This window comes from Thermovibrio ruber, assembly GCF_055380895.1.
In genome coordinates this window covers 1,357,540-1,379,800 of the sequence record NZ_AP042397.1, presented here as the reverse complement: position 1 = coordinate 1,379,800, position 22,261 = coordinate 1,357,540, and the positions used below count along the sequence as shown (strand labels likewise).

The following is a 22,261-nucleotide window of genomic DNA, read 5'->3' as shown; positions in this document are numbered from 1 at the left end:
TTTGATAATCTGGAGGTGATATGAAAAAGCTGATTGCAGCCGTTTCCTTTATGGTTTTTATAACTTCCTGTGAAAAAATACCCCAAACGGCTCAGGAACAGTATAGAAAAGGAATAGAGGCAGCCGTTGAGGAAGACTGGGGAAAAAGCTCGTTCCTTTTAAAGAAGGCGTTAGAAGGGGAGCTCCCCCCTAAAGAGCAGGAGATAGCAAAGATAACCCTTGCAGACGCCTACTTTAACGACGGAAACTTTGAAGACGCCGCCCTCAACTACGAGGAGTTTTTGGAGCTCTACCCAGCATCTCAAAAGGCTAAAGACGCCTTCTTTAGGCTCGGAGTCTGTTACCTAAACTTGGTTAAAGGTCCACAGTGGGACGTTACCTTCGCAGAAAGGGCTTACAAAGACTTCTCAGAGTTCATCAAGAGATATCCAAACGACCCGAGAGTAGACAAAGCGAAGGAGTATATGAAAATAGCAAGGAAAATACTGGCAGAACACGAAGTTTACATAGCCGGAACCTACGACATGCTGAGAAAGTTCACCGCCTCAATTCACCGTTACAAAGAAATAGAGAAGAATTTCTCAGACGTTGAATCTCCGGACAGGCTCCAATACCTGTTGGGAAGGGCCTACTACTACACGCCCCTCCAGTCAAGAGACGAAATAGACAGGTTAAAGAGGGAGCTCTCTAAAGAGAGAGACAAGCTCCACTCAAAAGACCCTGAGGAAAGGAGAGTAGCAAAGAACAGGATTTCCCTAATAGAGTCGGATATAGAAAAGTGGAAAAAGACTGCAAAGGAAAACAGAAAGATAGGAAGAGAGATACTTGGAAAAGTGGCGAAAGAGTATCCAAACTCACCCTACGGAAGGAAGGCTGAAGAGATCCTGAAAGGGGAAAGACACCTTGAAGTTGAACCTGTTGAGAACCCGATTAAACGCTCAATCTGGTGGAAAATTAAAGAAACCCTTTAGGAGGAGGAAATTTGGATAGTAGCGAGAAGTTGAAAGTCATACTTACAAGTGCATTAAACAAAAAGGCAGAAGAACCGGTAATTTTAGACCTCAGAGGTTTGACTTCACTTGCAGACTACTTTGTAATACTAACGGCAACGTCAGAAACCCACGCAAGGACGATAGCAGACGAAATAAAGAAGAAGCTCAAAGAAAAAGGCGTTGTTCCCGTAAGCACGGAAGGTTACGACACGGCCAACTGGATACTCCTTGACTACGGAGACGTAATAGTTCACATCTTTAAGCCAGAAGTGAGGGAACTCTACAACCTTGAATCCCTCTGGATGGACGCCCCAAAACTGAGCGTTGAAGAGATAGTTAAAGAAACAGTTCAATGAAGCTGAAGTTAGTTGCAGTAGGGAAAATTGCTCCCTTCCTGAAAGAGGCTCAAGAGCACTACTTAAAGAGAATCCGAAACTTGGAGTTGATTGAAGTAAAAAAGGGAAAAAGCCTAAAAGAGGAGGGGGAAAAGTTACTCTCTAAAGCAAAAGGGACAGTCGTCGTTTTAGACGAGAGGGGAAGGGAGCTCTCCTCAAAGGAGTTTACCTCATTTATATCAAAACACCCCTTTATAACCTTCATAGTAGGGGGAGCCGACGGACTTGACGAAGAAGTTAAAAAGCAGGGAGACTTTATCCTTTCACTCTCAAAGATGACACTTCAACACGATGTTGCCAGAATCGTCCTGTTAGAACAGCTCTTCAGAGCTCAAGAGATTCTACGAGGTTCTCCATACCACAGAGATTAAAAGGAAAAATAGTAGATCAACCAAGGTTAAGTGTAATTTTAAGAAGTGGCGGGGACGACGGGACTCGAACCCGCGACCTCCGGCGTGACAGGCCGGCGTTCTAACCAGAGCTGAACTACGTCCCCGTAAGTGGTGGGCGGAACAGGGATCGAACCTGTGACCTCCAGCTTGTAAGGCTGGCGCTCTCCCAGCTGAGCTATCCGCCCAACCTGACGGGTGAAAATATAGGAAACGGTCAACTTGTTGTCAATAGAATGGCAGGAAAATCCCCACTTGACAAACAAAAAAGGTGAATGTAAATATTGGCTTGCTTTCCCGCAAAAAACTTTAGGAGGTAAAGATGAAGGTAGTAGAAGTAGAGGCTACCAAGAGGGAAAAGACTGGCAAACAGGTAGCCAAGAAGCTACGCAGGGAAGGCCTTCTACCTGCCGTTATCTACGGAGGTGGAAGACCAGAGGCGACACCTATCGCCATCCCTGCCAAAGAGGTGAGAAGGCTCAAGCACCACCACGGCCTTATCAAGGTTAAACTGGAAAACGAGGAGAGGATGTGTATTCTCAAGGACATCCAGTATAACTGGTTAGGGGATGTCCCTATCCACGTTGATTTCCAAGAGGTAACCTTCGGCGAAACCATTGAGGTAGTTGTGGAACTTGAGTTCGTAGGAACTCCCGTAGGAGTTACAGAAGAAGGAGGAGTACTTGAAATCCTCAAAAGGGAAGTAGCCATTGAGACTCTTCCAAGGGCTATTCCAGAGAAGATCGTTGTTGACATCTCAAACCTACATGCCGGAGACGCGCTACACGTTGGAGACCTTCCTCTACCTGAAGGGGCTAAGTTGGTTGACAGCCCAGAGGAAACTATTGCGGTTGTAGCTGAACCGGAGGAAACAGCAACAGAAGAAGGCGAAGAAACGGGAGAAGAGGAGAAGTAATTGATAAGGCTGGTCATTGGTCTGGGGAACCCGGGGAAAGAGTACGAGAAGACTCGCCACAACGTCGGCTGGTGGGTTCTTGACGAGCTCTCCAACAGTCTCGGCTTCTCCTTTAACAGGGAGAAGTTCAAGGGGCTTTATGGGGAAGCTTACATCAACGACCAAAAAGTGTTTTTCTTAAAGCCTTTAACCTATATGAACAGGAGCGGAGAGAGCGTCTCTCAGTTTGTAAGGTTCTTTAAGTTAAAGCCCTCTAAAGTTCTTCTCATCTACGACGATTTAGACCTTCCTTTAGGGAAGGTAAGGTTCAGGGAGAAGGGGAGCTCCGCCGGCCACAGAGGCGTCCAGTCTGTTATAGATGCCCTTGGAACTCAAGAGATACCGAGGATAAAGGTAGGCATCGGCAGGCCGGCAACGAAAGAGGAGGTTGTTGACTACGTTTTATCTCCCTTTAGGAAAGAGGAGCTCCCGGTAGTTGAAGAGGCAGTAAAGAGAGCTGCAAACTGTGTTGAGACCCTTTTAAGAGAGGGAACCTCACAGAAAACCACAAGTAAATGCAGTTAACGGAGGTAGAAATGAGGGAGTATTACTACGAGATGGTTTACATACTCAGGCCTACAATGTCTGACGATGAAACAAAGGCTGCAATTGAAAAGGTTAACTCCTACGTTGAAAGGTTCGGCGGAGAAGTTCTTTTAGTAGACAAGTGGGGTAAGAGGCAGCTTGCCTACCCCATAAACGACTACGACAAGGGCTATTACGTCCTTGAATACATAAGAACAAACGACAGGAACTTCGTAAAGAACATGGAAAACTTCTTCAGAATCAACGAAGATGTTATCAGGTTCCTCCTCTTTAGACTAAAACCATCTGAAGTAAAAGAACTGAAAGAGAAGCTCTCTCAGAAAAGTGAGGAAAAGGAACCTGTAACTACCGCTGAAGAAAATAAGGGAGAAGAGTAATGGCCAACCTTAACAAGGTTTTCCTGATTGGAAGGTTAGTTGCTGACCCTCAACTCCAGCATACAAATGACGGAATTCCCTTTACCCGTTTTAGGATTGCGGTAAACAGGCCTTACAAGGACAGGAACGGCAACTGGCAGGAGGATACGCTGTTTATAGATGTTGTTGTTTGGGGTAAAGCTGCCGACAGGGCAGTGAGCAGGTTCAACAAGGGAACCCGGATTTTGGTTGAAGGAAGTTTGAGACAGTCCAGCTGGGAAACCGAGTCTGGAGAGAGGAGAAGCCGGATTGAAGTTAGGGCAGAAAGGGTTGCTGCCCTTGACCCAAGAAGGGAAATTGAAGAACCTGAAGAAATTGACGACATAGAATTTTAAGGAGGTAGAAGATGGCTAATCCAATTCCTCAGAGAAGGTTTATAAGAAGGAAGAAATACTGTAAGTTCTGTGCAGAAAAGATAGAGAGAATTGACTATAAGAACGTTGACCTACTTAAGTCCTTTATCTCTGAAAGGGGAAGGATAATCCCAAGGAGAATATCTGGAGTCTGCTCAAAACACCAGAGACAGCTCGCAAGAGCAGTAAAAAGGGCAAGACACTTAGCCCTCTTACCTTTCGTTAAGATGGACTAAAGAGAATGAGAAACCTTAAGCCGCCTGTAGCACTGTTTTTTTTAACGGTAGCTTCCGGATTAATGATGGGGAGCTCCAGCCTCCTACCTTTAGGGCTGGGGCTTTCTCTGTTTATTCCTGCCCTCTTTATCTACAGCTACACAAACGGTGGAGCTCCGGTTACACTCCTTCTCTCGGTACTTGCAGTCTTAACCGTTTTTGTTCTGAGCAAAAGTGCCGTTTTAGACGTAATCTCTATGATACTGCTGGCTCCCGTTTACCTTCTCCTTAAAAGAACGGGGGCTTCGGCAGCCGTTTTAGGCGGAGCTCTCCTACTTACGCTATTTACCGCATTAGAGGAGACGCTAATCGGCCTCCCACCAGAGGTAAAGAGGGAGTTTGCGGAGGTATCAAAATACAGATACTCCATTTACTTTCTCTCTTCTACAATCTATTCAACCTTTACCTACGGGGTAGCAAACTGGATTGTAAAGGAGCTCCCCCCGGTTACGGAGATAAGGTTCGGTTTCTGGAACGTTCTCCTCTTCACCATATCAGCAATAGCCACCCTGTTAGGTAAAGGTGACCTAAAAGTAGCAGCTGTGAACGTTTTAGTTGTATCAATTACGCTCTTTATAGTTCAAGGAATATCGGTCTTTCTTTGGTTCTTCCCGAAACTATCAACAACCTGGAAGTTGATAACTGGACTTCTCATATTTATCTTTCCACCCGGCTTTTTTTTAACAACTCTCTTTTTGGGACTGCTTGACCAGAAACTAAACTTTAGAAAACTGAAAGGAGGTAAGGAAGATGGAAGTAATCCTTCTTAGGGATATGGAAAACCTCGGAAAGGTTGGAGACATTGTAAAGGTAAAGGACGGTTATGCAAGAAACTACCTGATACCTTCAGGCTTTGCCCTCCCGGCAACAGAGTCAAACATAAGAAGAGTTAAGAACGAGCTTCAGTCACTTAAGAAGAAGGCTGAAAGGCAACTCCAAAGGTTTAAAGAGCTTGCCGAGAAACTCAACGTCACAAGGATTACGATTGAGCACGAGGCCGGAGAAGAAGGAAAGCTCTTTGGTTCCGTTACGACTTCACAGATTGAGAAGGCACTTCACAAGGCAGGATTTGAAGACGTAGAGAAGAAGCAGATAATACTTGAAAAACCCATAAGGGAAACAGGGACTTACGAGGTTAAAGTTCACCTCTTTAAAGATATTGAAGCAACTGTAACAGTAGATGTTGTTCCTCTTAAAAAGTAATCCTTCTTTTAAGGAGGCCGCCATGGAATTTGTTGGAAGACACATTATGATGGACGCAGTTGTTTTAGACATAACAAGAATAAACACGATTCAACCTATTTACGACTACATGGAGGAACTCTCCCGGAAGATAGACATGACCCTTGTTTACCCTCCTATAGTTGCCCGTTTCCCTTTTGCCCAGTCAGAGCTTGAACAGTTTGTTAAGAGACTGTCTGAGGAAAACGTTAAGAGCAGGACTCTTGAGATTATGGAAGAGGTTTTAAAGAGAAGGGCAACGGAAGACAGCGGGGTTTCAGGCGTCTCTATCTGGCTTGAGAGCCACTGCACGATCCACACCTGGCCGGAAGAGAAATTCTTCAGCTTAGACGCTTACAGCTGTAAAGACTTTGACCCAATGGTAGCCTTTGAATTTACCGTCAAGTGGTTTAAAGTTAAGTATGCCTCCTTCGTTGACGTTGAACGCTACATAGGAGGTCCTTGTAAAATAAAGGCCTACGAGTATAAGGACGGAGAGCTAATTCCTTGTAAACCTTCAATTGCCGTTACCCAGTAGCTCAAGTGCCTTTCTGTATATTTCCCGCTTTGGGAGGCCTGTCTTTCTGGCGGCCTCCTTAGAGGCCTCCTTTACTGACAAACCTTGAGAGAGGAGCTCCCTTAAAATCCCCTTTAAATCAACCTCACCTTCAGGCTCGCTTTCAGAGGGAGGAATCAGAAGAACAAACTCCCCCTTAACCTTCCCCTCCGAAACGAGGTAATTGAGGAGCTTTCCTGCTTTTCCTTTTAAAAACTCCTCGTTAACTTTGGTAATCTCTCTGTAAACTCCCACCTCCCTGTCGGGGTATAGCTCTGAGATAACCTTCAGAGTTCTCTCAACCCTGTGGGGAGACTCGTAGTAAACGGAAGTATAAGGTCTTGTAAACGCTTCAGAAAGCTCTTGTTTAAGTGCCTTCTCCTTCCTTGGAAGAAACCCACCGAAGAAAAACCGGTCTGTAGGAAAGCCTGATCCGGAAAGAGCAGTAACGACGGCAGACGGGCCGGGAACGGGAACGACAGGGATCCCTTCCCCCCTTGCTAAACTGACGAGCCTGTAACCGGGGTCGCTAATGCAGGGAGTCCCGGCATCTGAAACCAGGGCAACGGAGCTCCCCTTCTTAATCAGAGAAATGAGTCTTTCAGCCTGTTTTCTCTCATTGTGCTCGTGGTAGGGAAGCAGTTTTTTACCCTCTACTCCCAAGTGCGAAAGGAGTTTTTTCGTTCTCCTTGTATCCTCACAGGCTATAAGGTCGGCCTCTTTGAGAACCCTAACGGCTCTGTAGGTTATGTCCTCAAGGTTCCCTATGGGAGTTGCAACAACGTAAAGGGTTCCTACCCCCTTATTGCTATACATTCCACCTCCACCTGAGCACCCAGAGGGAGCTCCTTAACTCCAACTGCAGATCTACACGGTTTAACGGGGCAGTCTTTAAAAAACCTACCGTAAACCTTGTTAAAAACGGAAAACTTAGAGATGTCTGTAAGGTAAACGGTAACTTTAACGATACTGCACCTGCTACCTCCTGCCGACTCAACGACGGCAACAAGGTTCTTAAGAGCCTGAAGGGATTGGTCTTCAAAGTCCTTTAAGAGTTCCCCAGTTTTGGGGTCAATGCCAAGCTGGCCGGAAGTAAATATGAAGTTTCCGTAGAGAATTCCCTGTGAATAGGGAGCTACCGGGAAGGGAGCTCTATCCGTCTTAAGTTCTTTCATTCACTACCTCCTAATTAATTAAATTACTTGAAAGTATAGGGCAATAATTCTATATTAAGCGCTAAACAATTTTAAGTTTCCATTCTATTTGTTTTATATTTTAAATTGTGTAAAATAGACATAAATACATTCCTTGGGAGGAGATATGGCCAAGCAGGAAAGAGAGAATATCATCCTTAACGACGAGAGAATTGAAGAAGGGGCAGAGAGCCTCAAAGCCCTTGCCTCACCGGTAAGGCTAAAGATACTCTTTACGTTGAAGGACAAGCCTATGTGCGTTACAGACCTTGAGCAGGAGCTGGGCATTTCTCAGTCCTCTCTGTCACAACACCTAAGAACCCTCAGGTATAAAGGAATAGTTGCAAAAACGAGGAAAGGGAACAAGGTTTACTATACAATATCCTCAGAGGCGTTCAGGGAGCTCCTGAACTTGCTCCCAGAAATTGCCTGCTTTAGAGGTTAATAGATGTTAGAAAAGCTCTTTAAGAGGAAAAAGACCCCTCAGGAGAAGGGCCAGCTGCAGCTTCCCAGCGGGCTGTGGCTCAAGTGTGAAGAGTGTAAAGCCTTTCTCTTTAGGGGGGAGCTTGAGAGCAACAGCTGGGTCTGTCCCAAGTGTGGATACCACTTCCCCGTCCCTGCCAAAGAAAGGCTATACATGCTCTTTGACAACGGAGATTATCAGGAGCTTGACGGGGAGCTCTCCCCAAAAGACCTTTTGGGTTTCAAGGACAGGAAAACTTACACCCAGAGGATTGAGGAAGCCCAGAAGAAGACAGGACTTAAAGACTCAGTTGTAAACGCAAAGGGAAGGATAGAGAGAAAAGAGGTTTTAGTTAGCTGTTTTGACTTTAGGTTCATGGGTGGAAGTATGGGCTCGGTGGCCGGCGAGAAGGTAACGCGGAACGCCGAAAGGGCTGCCGAGGAAGGTATCCCCTTCATCTGTATAACCGCTTCCGGCGGCGCCAGAATGCAGGAAGGGGTAGTTTCTCTAATGCAGATGGCAAAAACTTCGGCAGCCCTTGCACGCCTTGAGGAAAGGGGGGTGCCGTTTATTACAGTTTTGACCCACCCAACGATGGGTGGAGTGTCGGCAAGCTTCGCCTTTCTTGGAGACGTGATAATTGCAGAGCCCAAGGCTCTGATCGGTTTCGCCGGCCCCCGAGTCATTGAACAGACAATAAGGCAGAAACTTCCTAAAGGTTTTCAAAGGTCTGAGTTCTTAGTTGAACACGGCCTTATAGACATGGTCGTTGACAGGAGGAACTTAAAGAGCGTTCTCTCAAAGCTTCTATCCCACTTTGGAGGATAAGATGGCAACAGAGTCTAAGGTTGAAAGGCTTGCAAGAACCATCGTTGCAGACTTTTTCCTCTATAACCAAGATAAGATAGACAGAGGTCTTCTAAACGACGACCTCTTTGAGAGGTTTGAAGGGGAAATAGAGGACTCTATAGCCTTTTTCAGAGAGCACGCCGGCGGCAAGATGGAGGTCTTCTGGGATACACTCTTTAACAGGCTAATGCAAAGGGAAGCAAAGCTCCTTGAAATGAAAGAGAGTTAATGTTTGAGAGGAACGTTAAGCTAATCTCATCTCAGCTTAAAAAGGGTCAAGCAAAGGTAAGAGGAGCTCCCGGCGGCTCCAAAGCAATCCTTCTAAAAGAGCTCTTTAAACTCCTCTACCCTGCCGTCGTCGTCGTTCCTACCGAACAGCTGGGAGAAGGTTTAACAGAAGACTTAAAAAGGGTAGGGCTTAAAGCCCTATACCTTCCAAGGTGGGATACTCCACCCCTTGACATCTCGTCTCCCCTTTCAACTCTCCAGTATAAAAGGCTCAAAACGCTCTTTAAACTCATAGAAGAGGAGATTCACTACCTTATTGTAACCCCACAAGCCCTTCTTCAGAGGGTAATCTTTCCCGAAATACTGATAGAACTCTCTCTAACCTTAAAGAGAGGAAAAGAGGTAGAGAACCTTCCTGAAAGACTTACAGAGCTTGGGTACAGAAGAGTTGAGAGTGAACCTGAAAGGGGAGAGTTCTCCCTAAAGGGAAGCTACCTTGAGGTGGTAACTCCGGAGGACGAAAGGGTAGAGGCAGAACTCTTTGGAGACGAAGTTGAAACCCTAAAAGTGAACGGAAAGGAAACGGAGGAGTTTACGCTGGTTCCTACGCTGGAGCTCCCTCCAACAAAAGAAGTCCTAAAGAAACTCTCTGAGATAGACGAAGAACTGGCAGAGAGGCACGCCCTTTTGGGGGAGCTAAGCGGAGCTGACAAGTTCCTTCCGGAAGTTTTAGAGACCGTTTCGGTATCTGCCTACTTGGGAAAGTTTAAAGCCGTTTTTGTTGAGCCCGATCAGGTAAGGGCATCTGCCGAATCCTTCTTAAAACAGGTAGAGGAAAACTACCGGCTTTTAAGGCGGGAAGGTATAGACTCCTCAAGGCCGGAAAAATTTGTTGATAGGGAGCTCCCCCAACCCAAACTGCTCATATACGAAAAGCCCGTAAAAGACACTATAGACCTCTCAATATCTCCACTTCCATACGTTTCAGAGGAAAACATAAAAGAGATAGCAAAGACCCTTCAGGGGAAGAAAGTAAGGCTCATCTACACAAGCGAAACCTTCAGAGAAGAAGCAGAAAAGCTTTTCAAAGTTCTGGGAATTGAGTTTACACCTGAAAAGGGAAAGTCGTCTGGCGGATTTAGGTTCGATGAGAAGAAACTGGCGTGGGTAGTTGAAGGTGACGTTGAAATTCCTGTAGTAAAGAGAGAGGACATAACCACCTTTGAACCGGGAACGTTAGTCGTTCACAGAGACTACGGAATAGGAATATTTCAGGGAATTGTAAGCAGAGAGATAGGAGGAAAAACTTACGACTTCATTGAAATAGAGTATGCAGGTGGGGAGAAGCTATACGCTCCCTTTACGCAGATAGACAGGATATACAGATACTCAGGCTACAGGGGTAAAAAACCTAAACTTGACAAACTCGGTGGAACATCCTGGAAGAACCTTGAGAGGAGAATAAGGGCATCACTAATTAAGTTTGCAAAAGAGCTTGCGGAACTCTACAGGAAGAGAAAGAGCTCAAGAAAAGAGAAACTGATCGGAGATCCGCAACTTTTAAAGCTCTTTGAGAAAAAGTTTCCGTATAGGCTAACTTCCGACCAGCAGAGGGCAATAAAGGAAGTTTACAGGGACATGGAGTCTGAAAAACCTATGGACAGGCTCATCTGTGGAGACGTAGGGTTTGGAAAAACAGAAGTTGCAATGAGAGCTGCTATGAAGGCGGTCTCTGCAGGAAAGCAGGTTGCCCTTATAGCTCCAACAACAGTTTTGGCAGACCAACACTATAGAACCTTTAAAAAGCGGTTTGCCGGATTTCCCGTCAGGATAGAGCTCCTGTCCCGTTTCAAAACAAAGAGAGAGCAGATCGAAATTCTAAAAAGGTTGAAAAACGGAGAAATTGACATAGTAATCGGAACCCATAGGCTCACCCAAGACGACGTTGAGTTTAAAGATTTAGGCCTTCTAATAATTGACGAGGAGCACAGGTTTGGCGTTAAAACAAAAGAGAAACTGACAAAGATGAAGACAAACATAGACGTTCTTTACCTCTCTGCAACTCCCATTCCCAGAACCCTCTACTCGGCACTTTCAGGTTTCAGGGATATCTCACTCATAGAGACGCCTCCGGCAGGTAGAAGGGGAACAAAGGTCGTTGTAGGTAAGTTCTCAGACTCAATACTGAAGGCGGCAGTTGAGAGGGAGCTCTCCAGAAAGGGCCAGGTCTTTATAGTTCACAACGACATAGAAGAACTTCCACTTATAAAGGAGAAAATTGAAAGCTTCTTCCCGGAGGTAAAGGCTGAAGTAGTTCACGGCCAGATGAAACCTTCCCAGATAGAGAAGGTTATGCACCAGTTCTTTGAGGGAAAAGTTCAGGTTTTAGTTGCGACCTCAATCGTTGAGTCGGGACTTGACGTTCCGTCTGCAAACACGCTGATAGTTATAGGGGCAGAGAGGTTCGGACTATCCCAACTCTACCAGCTTAAAGGAAGGGTAGGAAGGGGAGTTGAGAAGGGATACTGCTACCTACTGACTACTCCGGGAGTAAAACTGAATCCAGAAGCGGCAAAGAGACTTGAAGCTATGAAGAAGCTCTCTCCTTTAGGAGGGGGATTCCAGCTTGCTCTGAAAGACCTTGAAATAAGAGGTGCCGGAACACTCTTAGGGCCAAAACAGAGCGGGTTTGTGGAGTCTGTAGGTTTGGATCTCTACATGAAGCTCTTTGAGGAGGTCATTAAAGAAAAGGAAGAGGAGGAAGACGTTAAACTGAACCTTCCATACGAAGCCTTCATACCGGAGGATTTCGTAGAGGACCCGAAAGAGAAAGTAAAGCTCTACTCACAGATAGCTTCATCAGAAAACCCACAGGAGCTTATGGAGAAACTAAAAGAGATAAGGGGCTACCTGCCAGACCCGATAATCAACATGTTTAAAGTGATGAGGGTTAAGAAACTCTCAAGGGAGTTGGGTATTAAGGAGATAACCGTTTCCCCTTCAGGAAAGGCTATGATCTCTTTCGGAAATGAGACTGCAGTTTCTCCCGAGAGGTTAGTTAAGTTTGTAAAAGAGAAAAACACAGTATTTACCCCGGAAAGGAAACTATACGTAGAAGTTAAAGACCTTGACGGCCTTGTATCAACACTTGAAGAGCTGAAGGAGAGAGAAGATGAGAAGAGCAGCACTTCTAACACTGGCACTGCTTCTAACCGCACCGACCCTAAATAGCTTCGCCGGTCAGACAACCGTTCAGATTGACAAAAAAACCGTCAGGGAGTTTTTCCTATCACTAAGGATTAACAACTTCAAAAAGGCCGAAGAGCTTATATCTTCGGGAAAAGTTCCCGTTGACTTTAGGAACAAGTTTGATCAGACTCCCCTCTACTACGCAGTTGATGCCAACAACACGGAGTTTGCAAAGTTCCTCATAGAGCACGGAGCAAAGGTAAACGCAAAGGATTACTTCGGGTTTACTCCCCTTCACGAGGCAGTCGTAAGGGGAAGCTACAACGTTGCAAAGCTCTTAATTGAGAAAGGAGCAGACGTTAACGCAAAGGATAAATACGGATACACACCTCTTCACCTTACGGCTATCTACAACAGACCTAAAATGGCAGAGCTCCTCATAAAACACGGAGCTCTCATCAACGCAAAAGACAACTACGGAAATACACCTCTTCACTACTGCGGAACAACACCGGGAACCGTTAGAGTTGCAAAAGTCCTGCTAGAAAACGGCGCCGACCCGACAGTTAAGAACGACAGAGGGAAAACGCCCTTAAACCTTGCCAACGAGACCAAGAACTTCCCTGTTTCAAGGTTAATAGCGAAATACCTATCCAAGAAGAAGTAGAGACTGATTTATAGTTAAACTCGTGCTCTTTGTTGTCTTCTTCTTCCCCCTCCGCCGTCCTTGAGCCTTCCAACTTTATTGAGAAGAAATTGGGAGAAACCATTTCAAAGCTGCTATTCAGCTTTTTTGAAGTAGTGGGTTTCTTCTTAACGGTTTCTACCCTCTACTTCCTTTCAGAGTCGGTCAAACTCCCAGCCTGACAACTACCTTCCCCTTTTCAATTTTAACGTCTTTTATGAGTTTTGCCTTCCCGCCTTCAAACCGGTAAACGGGAACTTTATTGAGAACGCTTCTGAAGATGAGTGAAAGGAGCTCTCCGGTATCCTTAGTTAAAAGGGGCTTGCCGTTAACGGTAACGCTCTTGGTTTCAAGGTTAACGAGGTAGAGTGTTTTTGTCTTTCTATCAAAAGTAAAGCTGCCTACAGCGTCAACCTTTCCCTTAATCTCTTTCCCTATCGGTGGGATAACGTCTAAGTCAAAAACAATTTCACCTTCGTTCTTGCCTATCAGCCTTAGCTTTGGGTTGTCAAGGATAACCCGGCTCAGGTATACCTCTTTTTTAATAGGAAAGGCCTCCTGAAGCCTCTTGTTAAGCTCAGACTCAGGAACGGTAAGTGTATAGGCACACGAAAAGAGAAAGAGCATCAGGGTAAGAATGAACTTCCTCAAAGTTAATACCCCCGAAATTTTTCATAGTTTAACACTTTCTTAACACTTTATGAAATAAACTCTCTTCGAACAAGGAGTTAAAGGAGGTAAGTATGAAGATAAGGAAAGCGATTTCTGTTGCCGCACTAACCGTCGTAGCAGCAGTTGGGAGCTCTAAGGCTGATACGATACTTATAAACGGAGCTCCTGTCAGCCACCTCTACGTAGACGATAAGGGTAGGCTCTACCTGACCCCCGGCCCCGGAAGAAAACCTGTAGAGATTAAAATCCCTGAAAGCAGGACAGAGGCAACCCCTGTAGTAAGTAAAGATAAGAAAATAAAGGTGGAAGGAACGGCCTACATACACTACGACGCCGACCTAAAGAACCCTAACCACAAAAATGCCTTCAAAGTCACGAGGAACTACGTGGAACTCCGAGGATATTTCAACGACAAAGACTACTTCAGAACAACATTAGACGTTCATCAAGTAAAAGACAAAAATGGAGATAAGGCTGGTGATTTAGACGGTTCATACGTTACAAGACTTAAGTACGCCTACGTTTACTTCCACAACGTGCTACCTTACACCGGAGTTGAGTTGGGACTTGCCCACAGGCCTTGGATAGACTGGGAAGAACACCACGGGTGGCTCCACAGGGACGTAGAGGAAACTCTCATTGAGAACCACGAAGGTGCAGGGCTTATCAACTCTGCAGATTTAGGAGCAAACTTTAAAGGGAAGTATGGAATAGCATCCTGGAGCTTTGGAATCTTCAACGGAGAGGGCTACCACGGAGAGGAGAACAGCAACCACTTCGGAAAGTCTTTAGAGGGTAGGCTCTCACTTAACCTGTTTGACGGCTTCACACTTTCAGGCCATACAGCCCACATATTTGATTTAAAAGGTCAAGACATGGACAGACACATCTACCAAGTTCACGCCGTTTACAACAACCCATACATCTTAGTTGCTGCCCAGTATATCTGGGATAAGGATGACTACTACGAAGGAGATGACGTTACACAGAAAGGTTATTCTGTTAACGGAGACTTAAAACTCAAACCTTTCACAGGTTACCCTGTAGGGCTATTTGGAAGGTACGACCACTGGGATCCCAACGACGACAAGTCAGACGACACGAGGAAACACTTCGTATACGGTGCCTGGTGGAACTACAGCAACCATGTAAGGTTTACCCTTGCAAACGACAGACTCATAAACGAAAGTGGGAAGGATAAGAACACACTTATGGGAGTAGCTCAAGTTAAATGGTAAGGGGCCTCCCCCCTTTTTTATATACTTAACCTAAAAACTGACTGGAGGAGAGCAGAATGAGAAAACTGATAGCTATATCCCTCTCATCGGCCGTTCTCTTCTTTGGGTGTTTCGGAGGAGAGAAGAAAGCAGAGAAAGGAGCTGAAAAGGAAGCTCCCCAAAAATCAAAAGTTGTAATCAACGGAGCAGGAGCCACTTTTCCGTATCCAGTTTACGTAAACTGGGCTAAAGGATACGAAGAAGCTACAGGAGTAAAGGTCAACTACCAAGGAATCGGTTCCGGTGGAGGTATCAGACAGGTAACTGAAAGGACAGTTGACTTCGGCGGTTCAGACAAGATGCTCTCACCACAGGAGCTTGATAAGAGGAAACTCTACCAGTTCCCGGCAATCATCGGCTCAATTGTAGTCGTTTACAACCTTCCAGGAGTAGGTGATACAGAACTTAAACTCTCAAACAGAGAAGTTTGTGACATCTTCATGGGTAAAGTTAAATACTGGGATGACTCCGAAATAAAGAAAGACAACCCAAACCTTAAGCTACCCCACCAGAAGATTACTGTTATCCACAGGGCAGAAGGTTCTGGAACTACCTGGAACTTTACCTACTGGCTGAGTCAGGTTTGCCCTGAGTGGAAGGACAAAGTTGGCCACGGAAAAGTTGTTAACTGGCCTGTTGGAATTGGAGCTAAAGGAAACGCAGGGGTTACTAACTACGTAATACAGACTCCTGGAGCAGTTGGATACGTTGAGTACGCTTACAAGCTTCAGAACAACCTGAAGGCTGCACAACTCCAATCTAAAGACGGAGACTTTGTAAAACCAAGTGAAGAGTCGTTCAAGGCTGCCGCTTCCCACGCAAGCTGGAAGCCGGAAAGCCACTTTTACTTACCCGGAAACCTTCTCCTTCAGCCCGGTAAGGACAGCTGGCCTCTAACGGCAGCAAGCATGATTCTCCTTCCAAGGGAGAAGAAAGAGAGAAACAAGCTTGTAATTCAGTTCTTTGACTGGGCGTTTAAGAACGGAGATGAGGTTGCAGCGAAGTTAGGTTACGTTCCCCTTCCTGAATTAACTAAGGAAATGGTTGGGAACTACTGGAAAAACGTTGTTCTTAAGTAGTTAAAGGGGGGGCTCCACCCCCCTTCTATTAGGAAAGGATCTCGTCAATAGTAACAACTGTTCCAACCTTTCCGGCAATATCCGGACCGGGTTTAAGTGTCTTCTTACCAGGTCTCCAGTTTGCTGGGCAAACTTCATCTGGATGCTCGTAAACGTACTTCCAAGCCTCAAGCTGACGGAGAAGCTCGTTAACGTTCCTTCCAACAGGTGGGTTAAGAACTTCCTCGGCTACGATAACGCCGTCTGGGTTGATGATGAACCTTCCCCTCCTGGCAAGTCCTGCTTCCTCAATGTAAACGCCGTAAGCCCTTGCAGTTGCTCCTGTTGGGTCTGCTGCAAGTGGGAACTTAAGGTCCTTGAGAAGAGGTTCCGTTTCACAGAAGATCTGGTGGCTGAAGTGGGTGTCTGTTGAGATAGCAAGAACGTCTGCTCCAAGAGCCCTAATCTCGTCAATCTTTGCGTTTACTGCAGCAATTTCAGTTGGGCAGACGAAAGTAAAGTCTGCAGGGTAGAAACAGAGGACCAAGAACTTTCCTGCGTAGTCGGAGAGTTTTACCTCTGTGTAGCCCTTTTTAATCGGGTCGTAAGCGTTTAGGCAGAACTCTGGAGCTTTTTGACCTACTAATGCCATCGCCTCCTCCTTTTGATTTGATTTGTTGTAATGAGAATGATAATAATTAGCAGTTAAAATTTCAAGGCAAAAGTTTCTATATTGCAGTTATACGTTATAGATTAAGTCTATGCTTTGTATCATGAAAGGAAGGATAACCCCTTCCAAAAGAGGATTTCCGGGCTAATTTTCTTGTGGGAAACCGGATATAAGGAGCTCCATGAAGGACAGAATAATCATCAAAGGCGCAAGACAGCACAACCTAAAAAACGTTGACCTTGAGATACCGAAGAATAAACTTGTCGTTATCACTGGAGTTTCAGGCTCCGGTAAGTCTTCTCTGGCCTTTGATACTCTCTACGCCGAGGGACAGAGGAGGTACGTAGAGAGTTTATCTGCCTACGCAAGGCAGTTCCTCCAGCTGATGGAGAAGCCCGACGTTGACCTGATTGAGGGGCTCTCTCCTGCAATCTCAATAGAGCAAAAGACAGTTTCAAAGAACCCAAGGTCAACCGTTGGAACAACTACAGAAATTCACGACTACTTGAGGCTCCTCTTTGCAAGGGTTGGAACTCCTTACTGCCCTAAGTGTAACGTTCCAATTGAGCCCCAAACAGTTCAGGAGATAGTTGACAGGGTTTTAAAACTTGAGGGGAAGAGGGTAATCATCATCTCTCCGGTTGTCAGGGAGAGGAAAGGAGAGCACAGGGAGCTCCTTGAGAAACTCGTCAAACAGGGATTCAGAAGGTTTAGGATAGACGGTAAAGAGTACAGGGCTGAAGAGGTTTTAGACATTAAGCTTGAAAAGAAGGTAAAGCACACACTTGAAGTAATTGTTGACAGGCTAAAGGTTACCGAGAAGTCTAAAAGCAGGATAGCAGACTCTGTTGAGATAGCCGTTAACCTCTCAGAAGGCCTTGTAACCGTTCAGAACTACGAGACAAAGGAAGAGAAGACCTACTCTACGAAAGGAGCTTGCCCCATCTGTGGATTTTCGTTTAGAGAAATTTCCCCGAGGCTCTTTTCCTTTAACAGCCCACTTGGGGCCTGCCCTGAGTGTGGAGGGCTCGGCTTTCGGCTTGCAGTTGACCCTGAGCTCCTTTTAGACTTTAACGCTCCCGTTGTTGAATCTGTGGAGCTCTCAAACAGGGCAAAGTTTGAGTATTTAGCTGATTTAATAGAAACGGGGTGCGAGGAGCTTGGAATCTCTCCCTACACTCCGGTTAAAGAGCTAAGCAATGAGGAGTTTAACTTCCTCTTCTACTCCGAAAAAAGGCCTATAAGGGTTTTCAACACAGTTCCCTACAGCAGGGGGAACTACAGGCCTTACTACTTTGAAGGGATAATTACCCACCTTGAGAGGCGCTACCACGAGAGTGAATCAGACTATGTGAAGGAATTGATAGAACCATACCTGAGAGAAGTTGAGTGTAAGTCCTGTAAGGGAAGGAGACTCAACCAAGAGGCCCTCTCTGTAAAGATTGGAGGAAAGAACATAGCTGAAGTTGAGTCTATGACAGTTGGAAAGTGCTACAGGTTCTTTGAAGAGCTTGAGTTTACGGGACAGAAAAGAGTAATTGCAGAGAGAATCCTAAAGGAGATAAAGAACAGGCTCAAGTTCCTCTTAGACGTCGGTCTTGACTACCTAACCTTAGACAGGAGAACATCAACCCTCTCCGGTGGTGAGTCTCAGAGGATAAGACTTGCAACTCAAATAGGTTCAAAGCTTTCAGGCGTCCTCTACGTTTTAGACGAGCCCAGCATCGGACTTCACCAGAGAGACAACAGAAGGCTGATTGATACCCTCAAGAACTTGAGAGACCTGGGAAATACTGTAATCGTAGTTGAACACGACGTAGAGACGATTGAGAGTGCAGACTTCGTAGTTGATATGGGTCCCGGAGCCGGAGTCCATGGAGGAAAGGTCGTTGCTACAGGAACTCCAGAGGAAATCAAGTCAAACCCGAAGTCCCTAACGGGGAAATACCTTTCCGGGAAACTATCAATAGAAATCCCAAAGAAGAGGAGAAAGCCTACAGACAAGTGGTTGAAAGTGGTTGGAGCGTCTGAACACAACCTTAAGAACATTACAGTTGAGTTTCCTTTAGGATTATTGGTTTGCGTTACCGGAGTTTCAGGTTCAGGTAAGTCAACCCTTGTAAATGAAATACTTTACAGAGCTTTAGCCAAAGAGATCTACGGCAGTAAGGTGATTCCCGGAAAGCACGAAAGGATTGAGGGGCTTGAACACGTTGACAAGGTCGTCAGAGTTGACCAATCTCCGATAGGTAGAACTCCGAGGTCAAACCCCGCAACCTACATTGACGTGTTTACACCGATAAGGGAGCTCTTTGCCGCAACTCCAGAGGCAAGGGCAAGGGGCTATAAGAAGGGAAGGTTCTCCTTCAACGTTCCCGGTGGAAGGTGTGAGGCCTGTAAAGGGGACGGAGTTGTAAAGATAGAGATGCACTTCCTACCGGACGTCTACGTAACTTGTGACGTTTGCGGTGGGAAAAGATTTAACAGGGAAACCCTTGAAATCACCTACAAGGGCAAGAACATTTACGATGTTTTAGAGATGACGGTTGAAGAGGCAATGGAGTTTTTCAGAAATCACCCGAAAATCTTCAACAAGCTGAAAACCCTCTACGACGTGGGGCTTGGCTACATTAAACTTGGCCAGCCTGCAACTACCCTCTCAGGAGGAGAAGCCCAGAGGGTTAAGCTTGCAAGGGAGCTCTCTAAGAGGGGAACTGGAAAAACCGTCTACATTCTTGACGAGCCGACAACCGGCCTTCACATTCACGACGTTAAAAAACTGATAGAAGTTCTCCAAAGGCTTGTTGACAAGGGGAACACGGTAATAGTGATTGAACACAACCTTGACTTTATCAAGTGTGCCGACTGGATCATTGACCTCGGCCCCGAAGGTGGAGAGAGGGGAGGAAGAGTGGTTGCTACTGGAGCTCCCGAAGAGGTTGCAAAAACCGATACCTGGACTGGTAAATTTTTAAAAGAAGTTCTAAACAGATAAAGGAGGTAAGCATGAAGGTTCTTTTGATTCTCAACAGGGAACCTTACGACGGAACTGATGTAACTTGGAACGCCTTAAGGCTTGCAGGGAAACTCCTTGAGAAGGGAGCAGTTGTAAGGATTTTCCTTATGAACGACGCCGTTGACCTTGCAAGGAACGAAACTATAAAGCCGGAATTTTATGATCAGGACTTGGTTGCAATGCTGAAAGACCTTATCGCAAAGGGAGTTCCCGTAAAGGTCTGCGGGACTTGTATGGCAAGGTGCGGTATCCACAAGGGTAAGCCCTACTACGAGGGAACCGAGAAAGCAACTATGAACGACTTAGTTGAATGGATTTTAGACAGCGACAAAGTTTTAACGTTTTAAGAGAGGGGGAGTTCCTCCCCCTTCACCAGCTTAAAACAGCCTGTTGTAAAGCTCCTTTCCTACAACCCGGGAGAGCTCTACAACTCCACCCCTTAAAACGAAAGTTTTATCAAAACCTAAAAGCCTTAAAGCTACAACGGCTGCAGTAGCCCTTCTGTCTGTGTGGCAGAGAACAAAAACTGTCTTATCCTTGGGAATTCTTTTGAGGTTTTCCTCTTTAAAGAGCTCGTGCATCGGTATGTAGAGAGTGTTCTTCAGTCGGGGAGCAAGGAGTTCCTGCTCCAAAGGAGTCCTTATGTCTAAAATGACAAAGTCCTGCTCCTCCTTTATAAGGTCAACAACCTGTTCCGGTTCAAGGGCACAAGGGTTGCTTGCAAGGGTTTTTGGAGTAAAGTTTGAAAAGAGAAGCTGAATTCTCCTTAGAAACTCCCTGTCCAGTTCCACAGTTACCCTCACTAAATTGGTTTAAGATAGCTCTTTCATCGTTACTTCGTGGCAGAGGCGACAATCCATTTTTGTTTTTTGACTTCCTTCAACTTTGTGAGGTTTAAAGTTTCCGAAGTGGTATTCGTTCAACATTTCAACTACCTTAGCTGCAACAGTTGCCGTTAACCTTGCACACCTTTCAGACCTTTCCTTACTGTTGTAGAGAATCGGCCTTCCAAATTTAATAGAAGCCATCTTGCACCACCTCTGAACAGAAACGTGACAGAGTGGAGAGTGGGAAACACTCTCAGGAAAAGGCTGTTTACGCCAGTTACCTTTACCGGGAATGTATGTCGGAAGAGGCGTTTTCTGATACCAGTCGTAGAGTGTGTCAATCATAGCCTTAAAGTCTTTAGTAGGGCAGGTAAGGTTGAATATCGCTCCGGCTGCGTTTAGAGTTCCACACAGAGTTCCCCAACCGGCAGCTCCACCGCCTCCATACCAGAACATGAGAGTTGGTATTCCAAGGTAAGGTCCGCCGACCTTCCTCTGGAGCTCCCCGATTACTGCGTTAAAGACTCCATAGGCACACTCATGCTGGTAGTAACCGTCGTAGGCAAGGTCTGCAACCTTTTTAGGGTCAAGCTTAACGTAAGGTAAGGGAAGATTTATCTCCTTCTGAGACGCAAAGCTCATTGCGGAGCCAACAGTCAGTCCTGCAATAGCTCCAACCCCCGCCTTTGCAACGTCCTTTAGGAACTTCCTCCTTTCCAAAGTACCCTCCTTAACCACTATTTGGTGGTGAACTTGCTTTCATTCTATCATAGAGGTTTTGTTTACGTTTACCTCCTAATCGTTGACGGTGAGAAGCTCCTACAGCTCTACTCGGAGAGTAAAGGAATCTACACAGAGAACAGAAGCATCGTAGTTCCCTTTATAACCTACTTTAAGAGCTTAGCGGGATGAAGGAGCAGGCTGGCTATCAACGGTATACCAGTTCTCGTGAACGTGAATAACCTTTCCGTCTTTGGTTTTGACGTCGTATTCAGTGTCGGCGTTAACCGTGTGGGTGCTGGTCTGGTCACTTCCGAAAACGTATCCTAAGATTCCTCCAGCAACTGCACCGTAGATAGCAGCGTCTTTAGCCTTTGCCTTGTAGTGCTTGTGGGTAGCTGCACCTACTGCAGCACCGCCTAAAGCCCCTAACATCGCCGCGTCTGTCTTTGAAAACTGAGTCGAGGTGCAACTTGAAAGCAGCAGACCTAAAACGCTAATCCCCAAAAGAACCTTTCCCATAGTATTTCTCCATAATCCGTTTATACTCATCAAGAACCTTCCTCCTTATGTGGAGGTAGAGCTCCTTACTCAACGGGTTCACTATAGGAACAAACTCTCCACTTTTACTCTTCCTCGTCGGCATCTGTATAAAGTAGCCGTTATTTGAATATAGTATCTTTATGTCCTTAATTTCTAAAATATCGTTAATCCTGACGGTAGCAACGGCCTTAACGTTTCCTCCAACACCGGTGGTATCAAAGGGGTAAATCTTTACGTCTGTTACCTCAAGGTTCATAACGGGCAGGCGTTCAAGCTCTTTCTTGTTCATCCGATTGAAACTCCTTCTTCAATTTCGGCGTAAACCCTACTTCCCATCTCCCTCCACCTGCTCAGCCTCCTCCTTGAGATTACTTGAAGGGGGATGTAAACTCCCATCTCCTCGTATACTCTCAGGGCCTCCTCCATTGCAGGTTTTAGAGCTCCCGTCTCATCGTCAACCAAAACGAAGATCTCAAAACCTTCAGGCCTCTCAACGACCTTAACGTCGTCGAAAGAAACCCTTCTCCTGAGATTTTCGGAAAACTTCTTGAGAGCTCTCTTCTTCTTATCAGGAAGGGAGAGTAAATTCCACCACTTCGGATTCTCTAACTGCCCTTCACTTTCAACGTAAACTACAATTCCTTCAGTCCCTTCGGGAACCGAGCAGGGCTCAACGGGAACGAAGGCGCCGTTTCTAAAAACAACCTTAAGGCTTTTCAACTTTAACCTCTTTCGCCATATTCAATAGAGAAAATTTAGATTGAGGAGGGAGA

30 protein-coding genes and 2 tRNA genes are annotated in these 22,261 nt (G+C 45.8%); 21 read left to right on the top strand and 11 right to left on the bottom strand.

The annotated features are described in order from the left end of the window. Positions 1-20: 20 nt before the first annotated feature. Genes ACZ424_RS07405 through ACZ424_RS07395 form a run of 3 tightly spaced genes read left to right on the top strand, consistent with a single transcriptional unit; the run spans position 21 to position 1,758 of the window. On the top strand, positions 21-971 hold the full coding sequence (locus ACZ424_RS07405; RefSeq protein WP_464904341.1) for an outer membrane protein assembly factor BamD: 951 nt from the start codon (positions 21-23) through the stop codon (positions 969-971). Between the two features lie 11 nt (positions 972-982). Beyond that, positions 983-1,348, top strand: a complete 366-nt coding sequence (gene rsfS / locus ACZ424_RS07400; RefSeq protein ID WP_464904340.1) for a ribosome silencing factor — start codon at positions 983-985, stop codon at positions 1,346-1,348. Further along, a complete protein-coding gene (locus ACZ424_RS07395) occupies positions 1,345-1,758 on the top strand; it encodes a 23S rRNA (pseudouridine(1915)-N(3))-methyltransferase RlmH (protein ID WP_464904339.1) in 414 nt (137 codons plus the stop codon). Before rsfS ends, ACZ424_RS07395 begins: the two co-directional genes overlap by 4 nt. Positions 1,759-1,804: 46 nt before the next feature. Here ACZ424_RS07395 and ACZ424_RS07390 read toward each other — a convergent pair. Together ACZ424_RS07390 and ACZ424_RS07385 are read right to left on the bottom strand one after the other, a co-directional pair. Next, positions 1,805-1,883 (bottom strand) — tRNA-Asp (locus tag ACZ424_RS07390). A gap of 5 nt (positions 1,884-1,888) precedes the next feature. Then, a tRNA-Val gene (locus ACZ424_RS07385) sits at positions 1,889-1,964 on the bottom strand. 134 nt (positions 1,965-2,098) lie between these two features. On the opposite strand from ACZ424_RS07385, the gene ACZ424_RS07380 reads away from it, so the two are divergent. From ACZ424_RS07380 to ACZ424_RS07345, 8 genes are read left to right on the top strand one after another with little or no spacing between them, the layout of a single operon-like run. After that, positions 2,099-2,692 (top strand): 50S ribosomal protein L25, encoded by a 594-nt coding sequence (locus ACZ424_RS07380; protein WP_464904338.1) that lies wholly within the window; start codon positions 2,099-2,101, stop codon positions 2,690-2,692. 3 nt (positions 2,693-2,695) lie between these two features. After that, positions 2,696-3,256 carry an aminoacyl-tRNA hydrolase gene (gene pth, locus ACZ424_RS07375; protein ID WP_464905223.1) on the top strand — a complete coding sequence of 187 codons (561 nt, stop codon included), beginning with the start codon at positions 2,696-2,698 and terminating at the stop codon, positions 3,254-3,256. Between the two features lie 11 nt (positions 3,257-3,267). After that, on the top strand, positions 3,268-3,654 hold the full coding sequence (gene rpsF, locus ACZ424_RS07370) for a 30S ribosomal protein S6 (RefSeq protein WP_464904337.1): 387 nt from the start codon (positions 3,268-3,270) through the stop codon (positions 3,652-3,654). After that, positions 3,654-4,028, top strand: coding sequence for a single-stranded DNA-binding protein (locus ACZ424_RS07365; protein ID WP_464904336.1), 375 nt, complete (start codon positions 3,654-3,656; stop codon positions 4,026-4,028). Before rpsF ends, ACZ424_RS07365 begins: the two co-directional genes overlap by 1 nt. Positions 4,029-4,039: 11 nt before the next feature. Next, entirely contained in the window at positions 4,040-4,282 is a 243-nt protein-coding gene (gene rpsR / locus ACZ424_RS07360) for a 30S ribosomal protein S18 (protein ID WP_464904335.1), read from the top strand. A gap of 5 nt (positions 4,283-4,287) precedes the next feature. After that, positions 4,288-5,091, top strand: coding sequence for a YybS family protein (locus tag ACZ424_RS07355; protein WP_464904334.1), 804 nt, complete (start codon positions 4,288-4,290; stop codon positions 5,089-5,091). Continuing rightward, positions 5,072-5,524 (top strand): 50S ribosomal protein L9, encoded by a 453-nt coding sequence (gene rplI / locus ACZ424_RS07350; protein ID WP_464904333.1) that lies wholly within the window; start codon positions 5,072-5,074, stop codon positions 5,522-5,524. Before ACZ424_RS07355 ends, rplI begins: the two co-directional genes overlap by 20 nt. Before the next feature lie 22 nt (positions 5,525-5,546). After that, positions 5,547-6,080 carry an S-adenosylmethionine decarboxylase family protein gene (locus ACZ424_RS07345; RefSeq protein ID WP_464904332.1) on the top strand — a complete coding sequence of 178 codons (534 nt, stop codon included), beginning with the start codon at positions 5,547-5,549 and terminating at the stop codon, positions 6,078-6,080. On the opposite strand, the gene rsmI is transcribed toward ACZ424_RS07345, so the two are convergent. After that, positions 6,060-6,914 (bottom strand): 16S rRNA (cytidine(1402)-2'-O)-methyltransferase, encoded by an 855-nt coding sequence (rsmI, locus tag ACZ424_RS07340; protein WP_464904331.1) that lies wholly within the window; start codon positions 6,912-6,914, stop codon positions 6,060-6,062. The genes ACZ424_RS07345 and rsmI overlap by 21 nt on opposite strands. Beyond that, positions 6,893-7,273: a Rid family detoxifying hydrolase gene (locus tag ACZ424_RS07335; RefSeq protein WP_464904330.1), complete on the bottom strand. Its 381-nt coding sequence runs from the start codon at positions 7,271-7,273 to the stop codon at positions 6,893-6,895. The genes rsmI and ACZ424_RS07335 overlap by 22 nt, the downstream gene beginning before the upstream one ends. Before the next feature lie 145 nt (positions 7,274-7,418). Here ACZ424_RS07335 and ACZ424_RS07330 point away from each other — a divergent pair, with 145 nt between their 5' ends. Genes ACZ424_RS07330 through ACZ424_RS07310 form a run of 5 tightly spaced genes read left to right on the top strand, consistent with a single transcriptional unit; the run spans position 7,419 to position 12,687 of the window. Then, positions 7,419-7,736 (top strand): ArsR/SmtB family transcription factor, encoded by a 318-nt coding sequence (locus ACZ424_RS07330; protein WP_464904329.1) that lies wholly within the window; start codon positions 7,419-7,421, stop codon positions 7,734-7,736. A gap of 3 nt (positions 7,737-7,739) precedes the next feature. Then, the gene (accD, locus tag ACZ424_RS07325) at positions 7,740-8,582 is read left to right on the top strand and encodes an acetyl-CoA carboxylase, carboxyltransferase subunit beta (protein ID WP_464904328.1); all 843 of its coding nucleotides are present in this window, start codon (positions 7,740-7,742) and stop codon (positions 8,580-8,582) included. A gap of 1 nt (position 8,583) precedes the next feature. Then, the gene (locus ACZ424_RS07320) at positions 8,584-8,832 is read left to right on the top strand and encodes a hypothetical protein (RefSeq protein ID WP_464904327.1); all 249 of its coding nucleotides are present in this window, start codon (positions 8,584-8,586) and stop codon (positions 8,830-8,832) included. Continuing rightward, on the top strand, positions 8,832-12,062 hold the full coding sequence (mfd, locus tag ACZ424_RS07315; RefSeq protein WP_464904326.1) for a transcription-repair coupling factor: 3,231 nt from the start codon (positions 8,832-8,834) through the stop codon (positions 12,060-12,062). The genes ACZ424_RS07320 and mfd overlap by 1 nt, the downstream gene beginning before the upstream one ends. Beyond that, entirely contained in the window at positions 12,004-12,687 is a 684-nt protein-coding gene (locus ACZ424_RS07310; protein ID WP_464904325.1) for an ankyrin repeat domain-containing protein, read from the top strand. The genes mfd and ACZ424_RS07310 overlap by 59 nt, the downstream gene beginning before the upstream one ends. A 183-nt stretch (positions 12,688-12,870) precedes the next feature. Here ACZ424_RS07310 and ACZ424_RS07305 read toward each other — a convergent pair whose 3' ends face one another. Next, the gene (locus ACZ424_RS07305) at positions 12,871-13,356 is read right to left on the bottom strand and encodes a DUF1439 domain-containing protein (RefSeq protein WP_464904324.1); all 486 of its coding nucleotides are present in this window, start codon (positions 13,354-13,356) and stop codon (positions 12,871-12,873) included. Between the two features lie 92 nt (positions 13,357-13,448). Between ACZ424_RS07305 and ACZ424_RS07300 the strand changes: the two genes are divergently transcribed. Together ACZ424_RS07300 and pstS are read left to right on the top strand one after the other, a co-directional pair. Then, positions 13,449-14,615, top strand: a complete 1,167-nt coding sequence (locus ACZ424_RS07300; protein WP_464904323.1) for a hypothetical protein — start codon at positions 13,449-13,451, stop codon at positions 14,613-14,615. Between the two features lie 56 nt (positions 14,616-14,671). Next, on the top strand, positions 14,672-15,733 hold the full coding sequence (gene pstS, locus ACZ424_RS07295; protein ID WP_464904322.1) for a phosphate ABC transporter substrate-binding protein PstS: 1,062 nt from the start codon (positions 14,672-14,674) through the stop codon (positions 15,731-15,733). A 28-nt stretch (positions 15,734-15,761) separates the two neighbouring features. Here pstS and ACZ424_RS07290 read toward each other — a convergent pair whose 3' ends face one another. Continuing rightward, entirely contained in the window at positions 15,762-16,364 is a 603-nt protein-coding gene (locus ACZ424_RS07290; protein ID WP_464904321.1) for a peroxiredoxin, read from the bottom strand. Positions 16,365-16,563: 199 nt separating this feature from the next. Here ACZ424_RS07290 and uvrA point away from each other — a divergent pair, with 199 nt between their 5' ends. Then, positions 16,564-19,377: an excinuclease ABC subunit UvrA gene (gene uvrA, locus ACZ424_RS07285; protein ID WP_464904320.1), complete on the top strand. Its 2,814-nt coding sequence runs from the start codon at positions 16,564-16,566 to the stop codon at positions 19,375-19,377. A gap of 11 nt (positions 19,378-19,388) precedes the next feature. After that, positions 19,389-19,745, top strand: coding sequence for a DsrE/DsrF/TusD sulfur relay family protein (locus ACZ424_RS07280; protein WP_464904319.1), 357 nt, complete (start codon positions 19,389-19,391; stop codon positions 19,743-19,745). A gap of 30 nt (positions 19,746-19,775) precedes the next feature. Here ACZ424_RS07280 and ACZ424_RS07275 read toward each other — a convergent pair whose 3' ends face one another. Next, entirely contained in the window at positions 19,776-20,189 is a 414-nt protein-coding gene (locus ACZ424_RS07275) for a rhodanese-like domain-containing protein (protein WP_464904318.1), read from the bottom strand. A 21-nt stretch (positions 20,190-20,210) separates the two neighbouring features. Further along, entirely contained in the window at positions 20,211-20,945 is a 735-nt protein-coding gene (locus tag ACZ424_RS07270; protein ID WP_464904317.1) for a C-GCAxxG-C-C family (seleno)protein, read from the bottom strand. Between the two features lie 33 nt (positions 20,946-20,978). On the opposite strand from ACZ424_RS07270, the gene ACZ424_RS07265 reads away from it, so the two are divergent. Then, positions 20,979-21,137: a hypothetical protein gene (locus ACZ424_RS07265; RefSeq protein ID WP_464904316.1), complete on the top strand. Its 159-nt coding sequence runs from the start codon at positions 20,979-20,981 to the stop codon at positions 21,135-21,137. Here the strand turns inward: ACZ424_RS07265 and ACZ424_RS07260 are convergent. The 3 genes from ACZ424_RS07260 to ACZ424_RS07250 are packed head-to-tail and all read right to left on the bottom strand — an operon-like array spanning position 21,126 to position 22,208. Then, positions 21,126-21,467, bottom strand: coding sequence for a glycine zipper domain-containing protein (locus ACZ424_RS07260; protein ID WP_464904315.1), 342 nt, complete (start codon positions 21,465-21,467; stop codon positions 21,126-21,128). The genes ACZ424_RS07265 and ACZ424_RS07260 overlap by 12 nt on opposite strands. Beyond that, entirely contained in the window at positions 21,442-21,777 is a 336-nt protein-coding gene (locus tag ACZ424_RS07255) for a septation protein SpoVG family protein (protein ID WP_464904314.1), read from the bottom strand. The genes ACZ424_RS07260 and ACZ424_RS07255 overlap by 26 nt, the downstream gene beginning before the upstream one ends. After that, positions 21,774-22,208: a hypothetical protein gene (locus ACZ424_RS07250; RefSeq protein WP_464904313.1), complete on the bottom strand. Its 435-nt coding sequence runs from the start codon at positions 22,206-22,208 to the stop codon at positions 21,774-21,776. The genes ACZ424_RS07255 and ACZ424_RS07250 overlap by 4 nt, the downstream gene beginning before the upstream one ends. Positions 22,209-22,261: the final 53 nt, after the last annotated feature.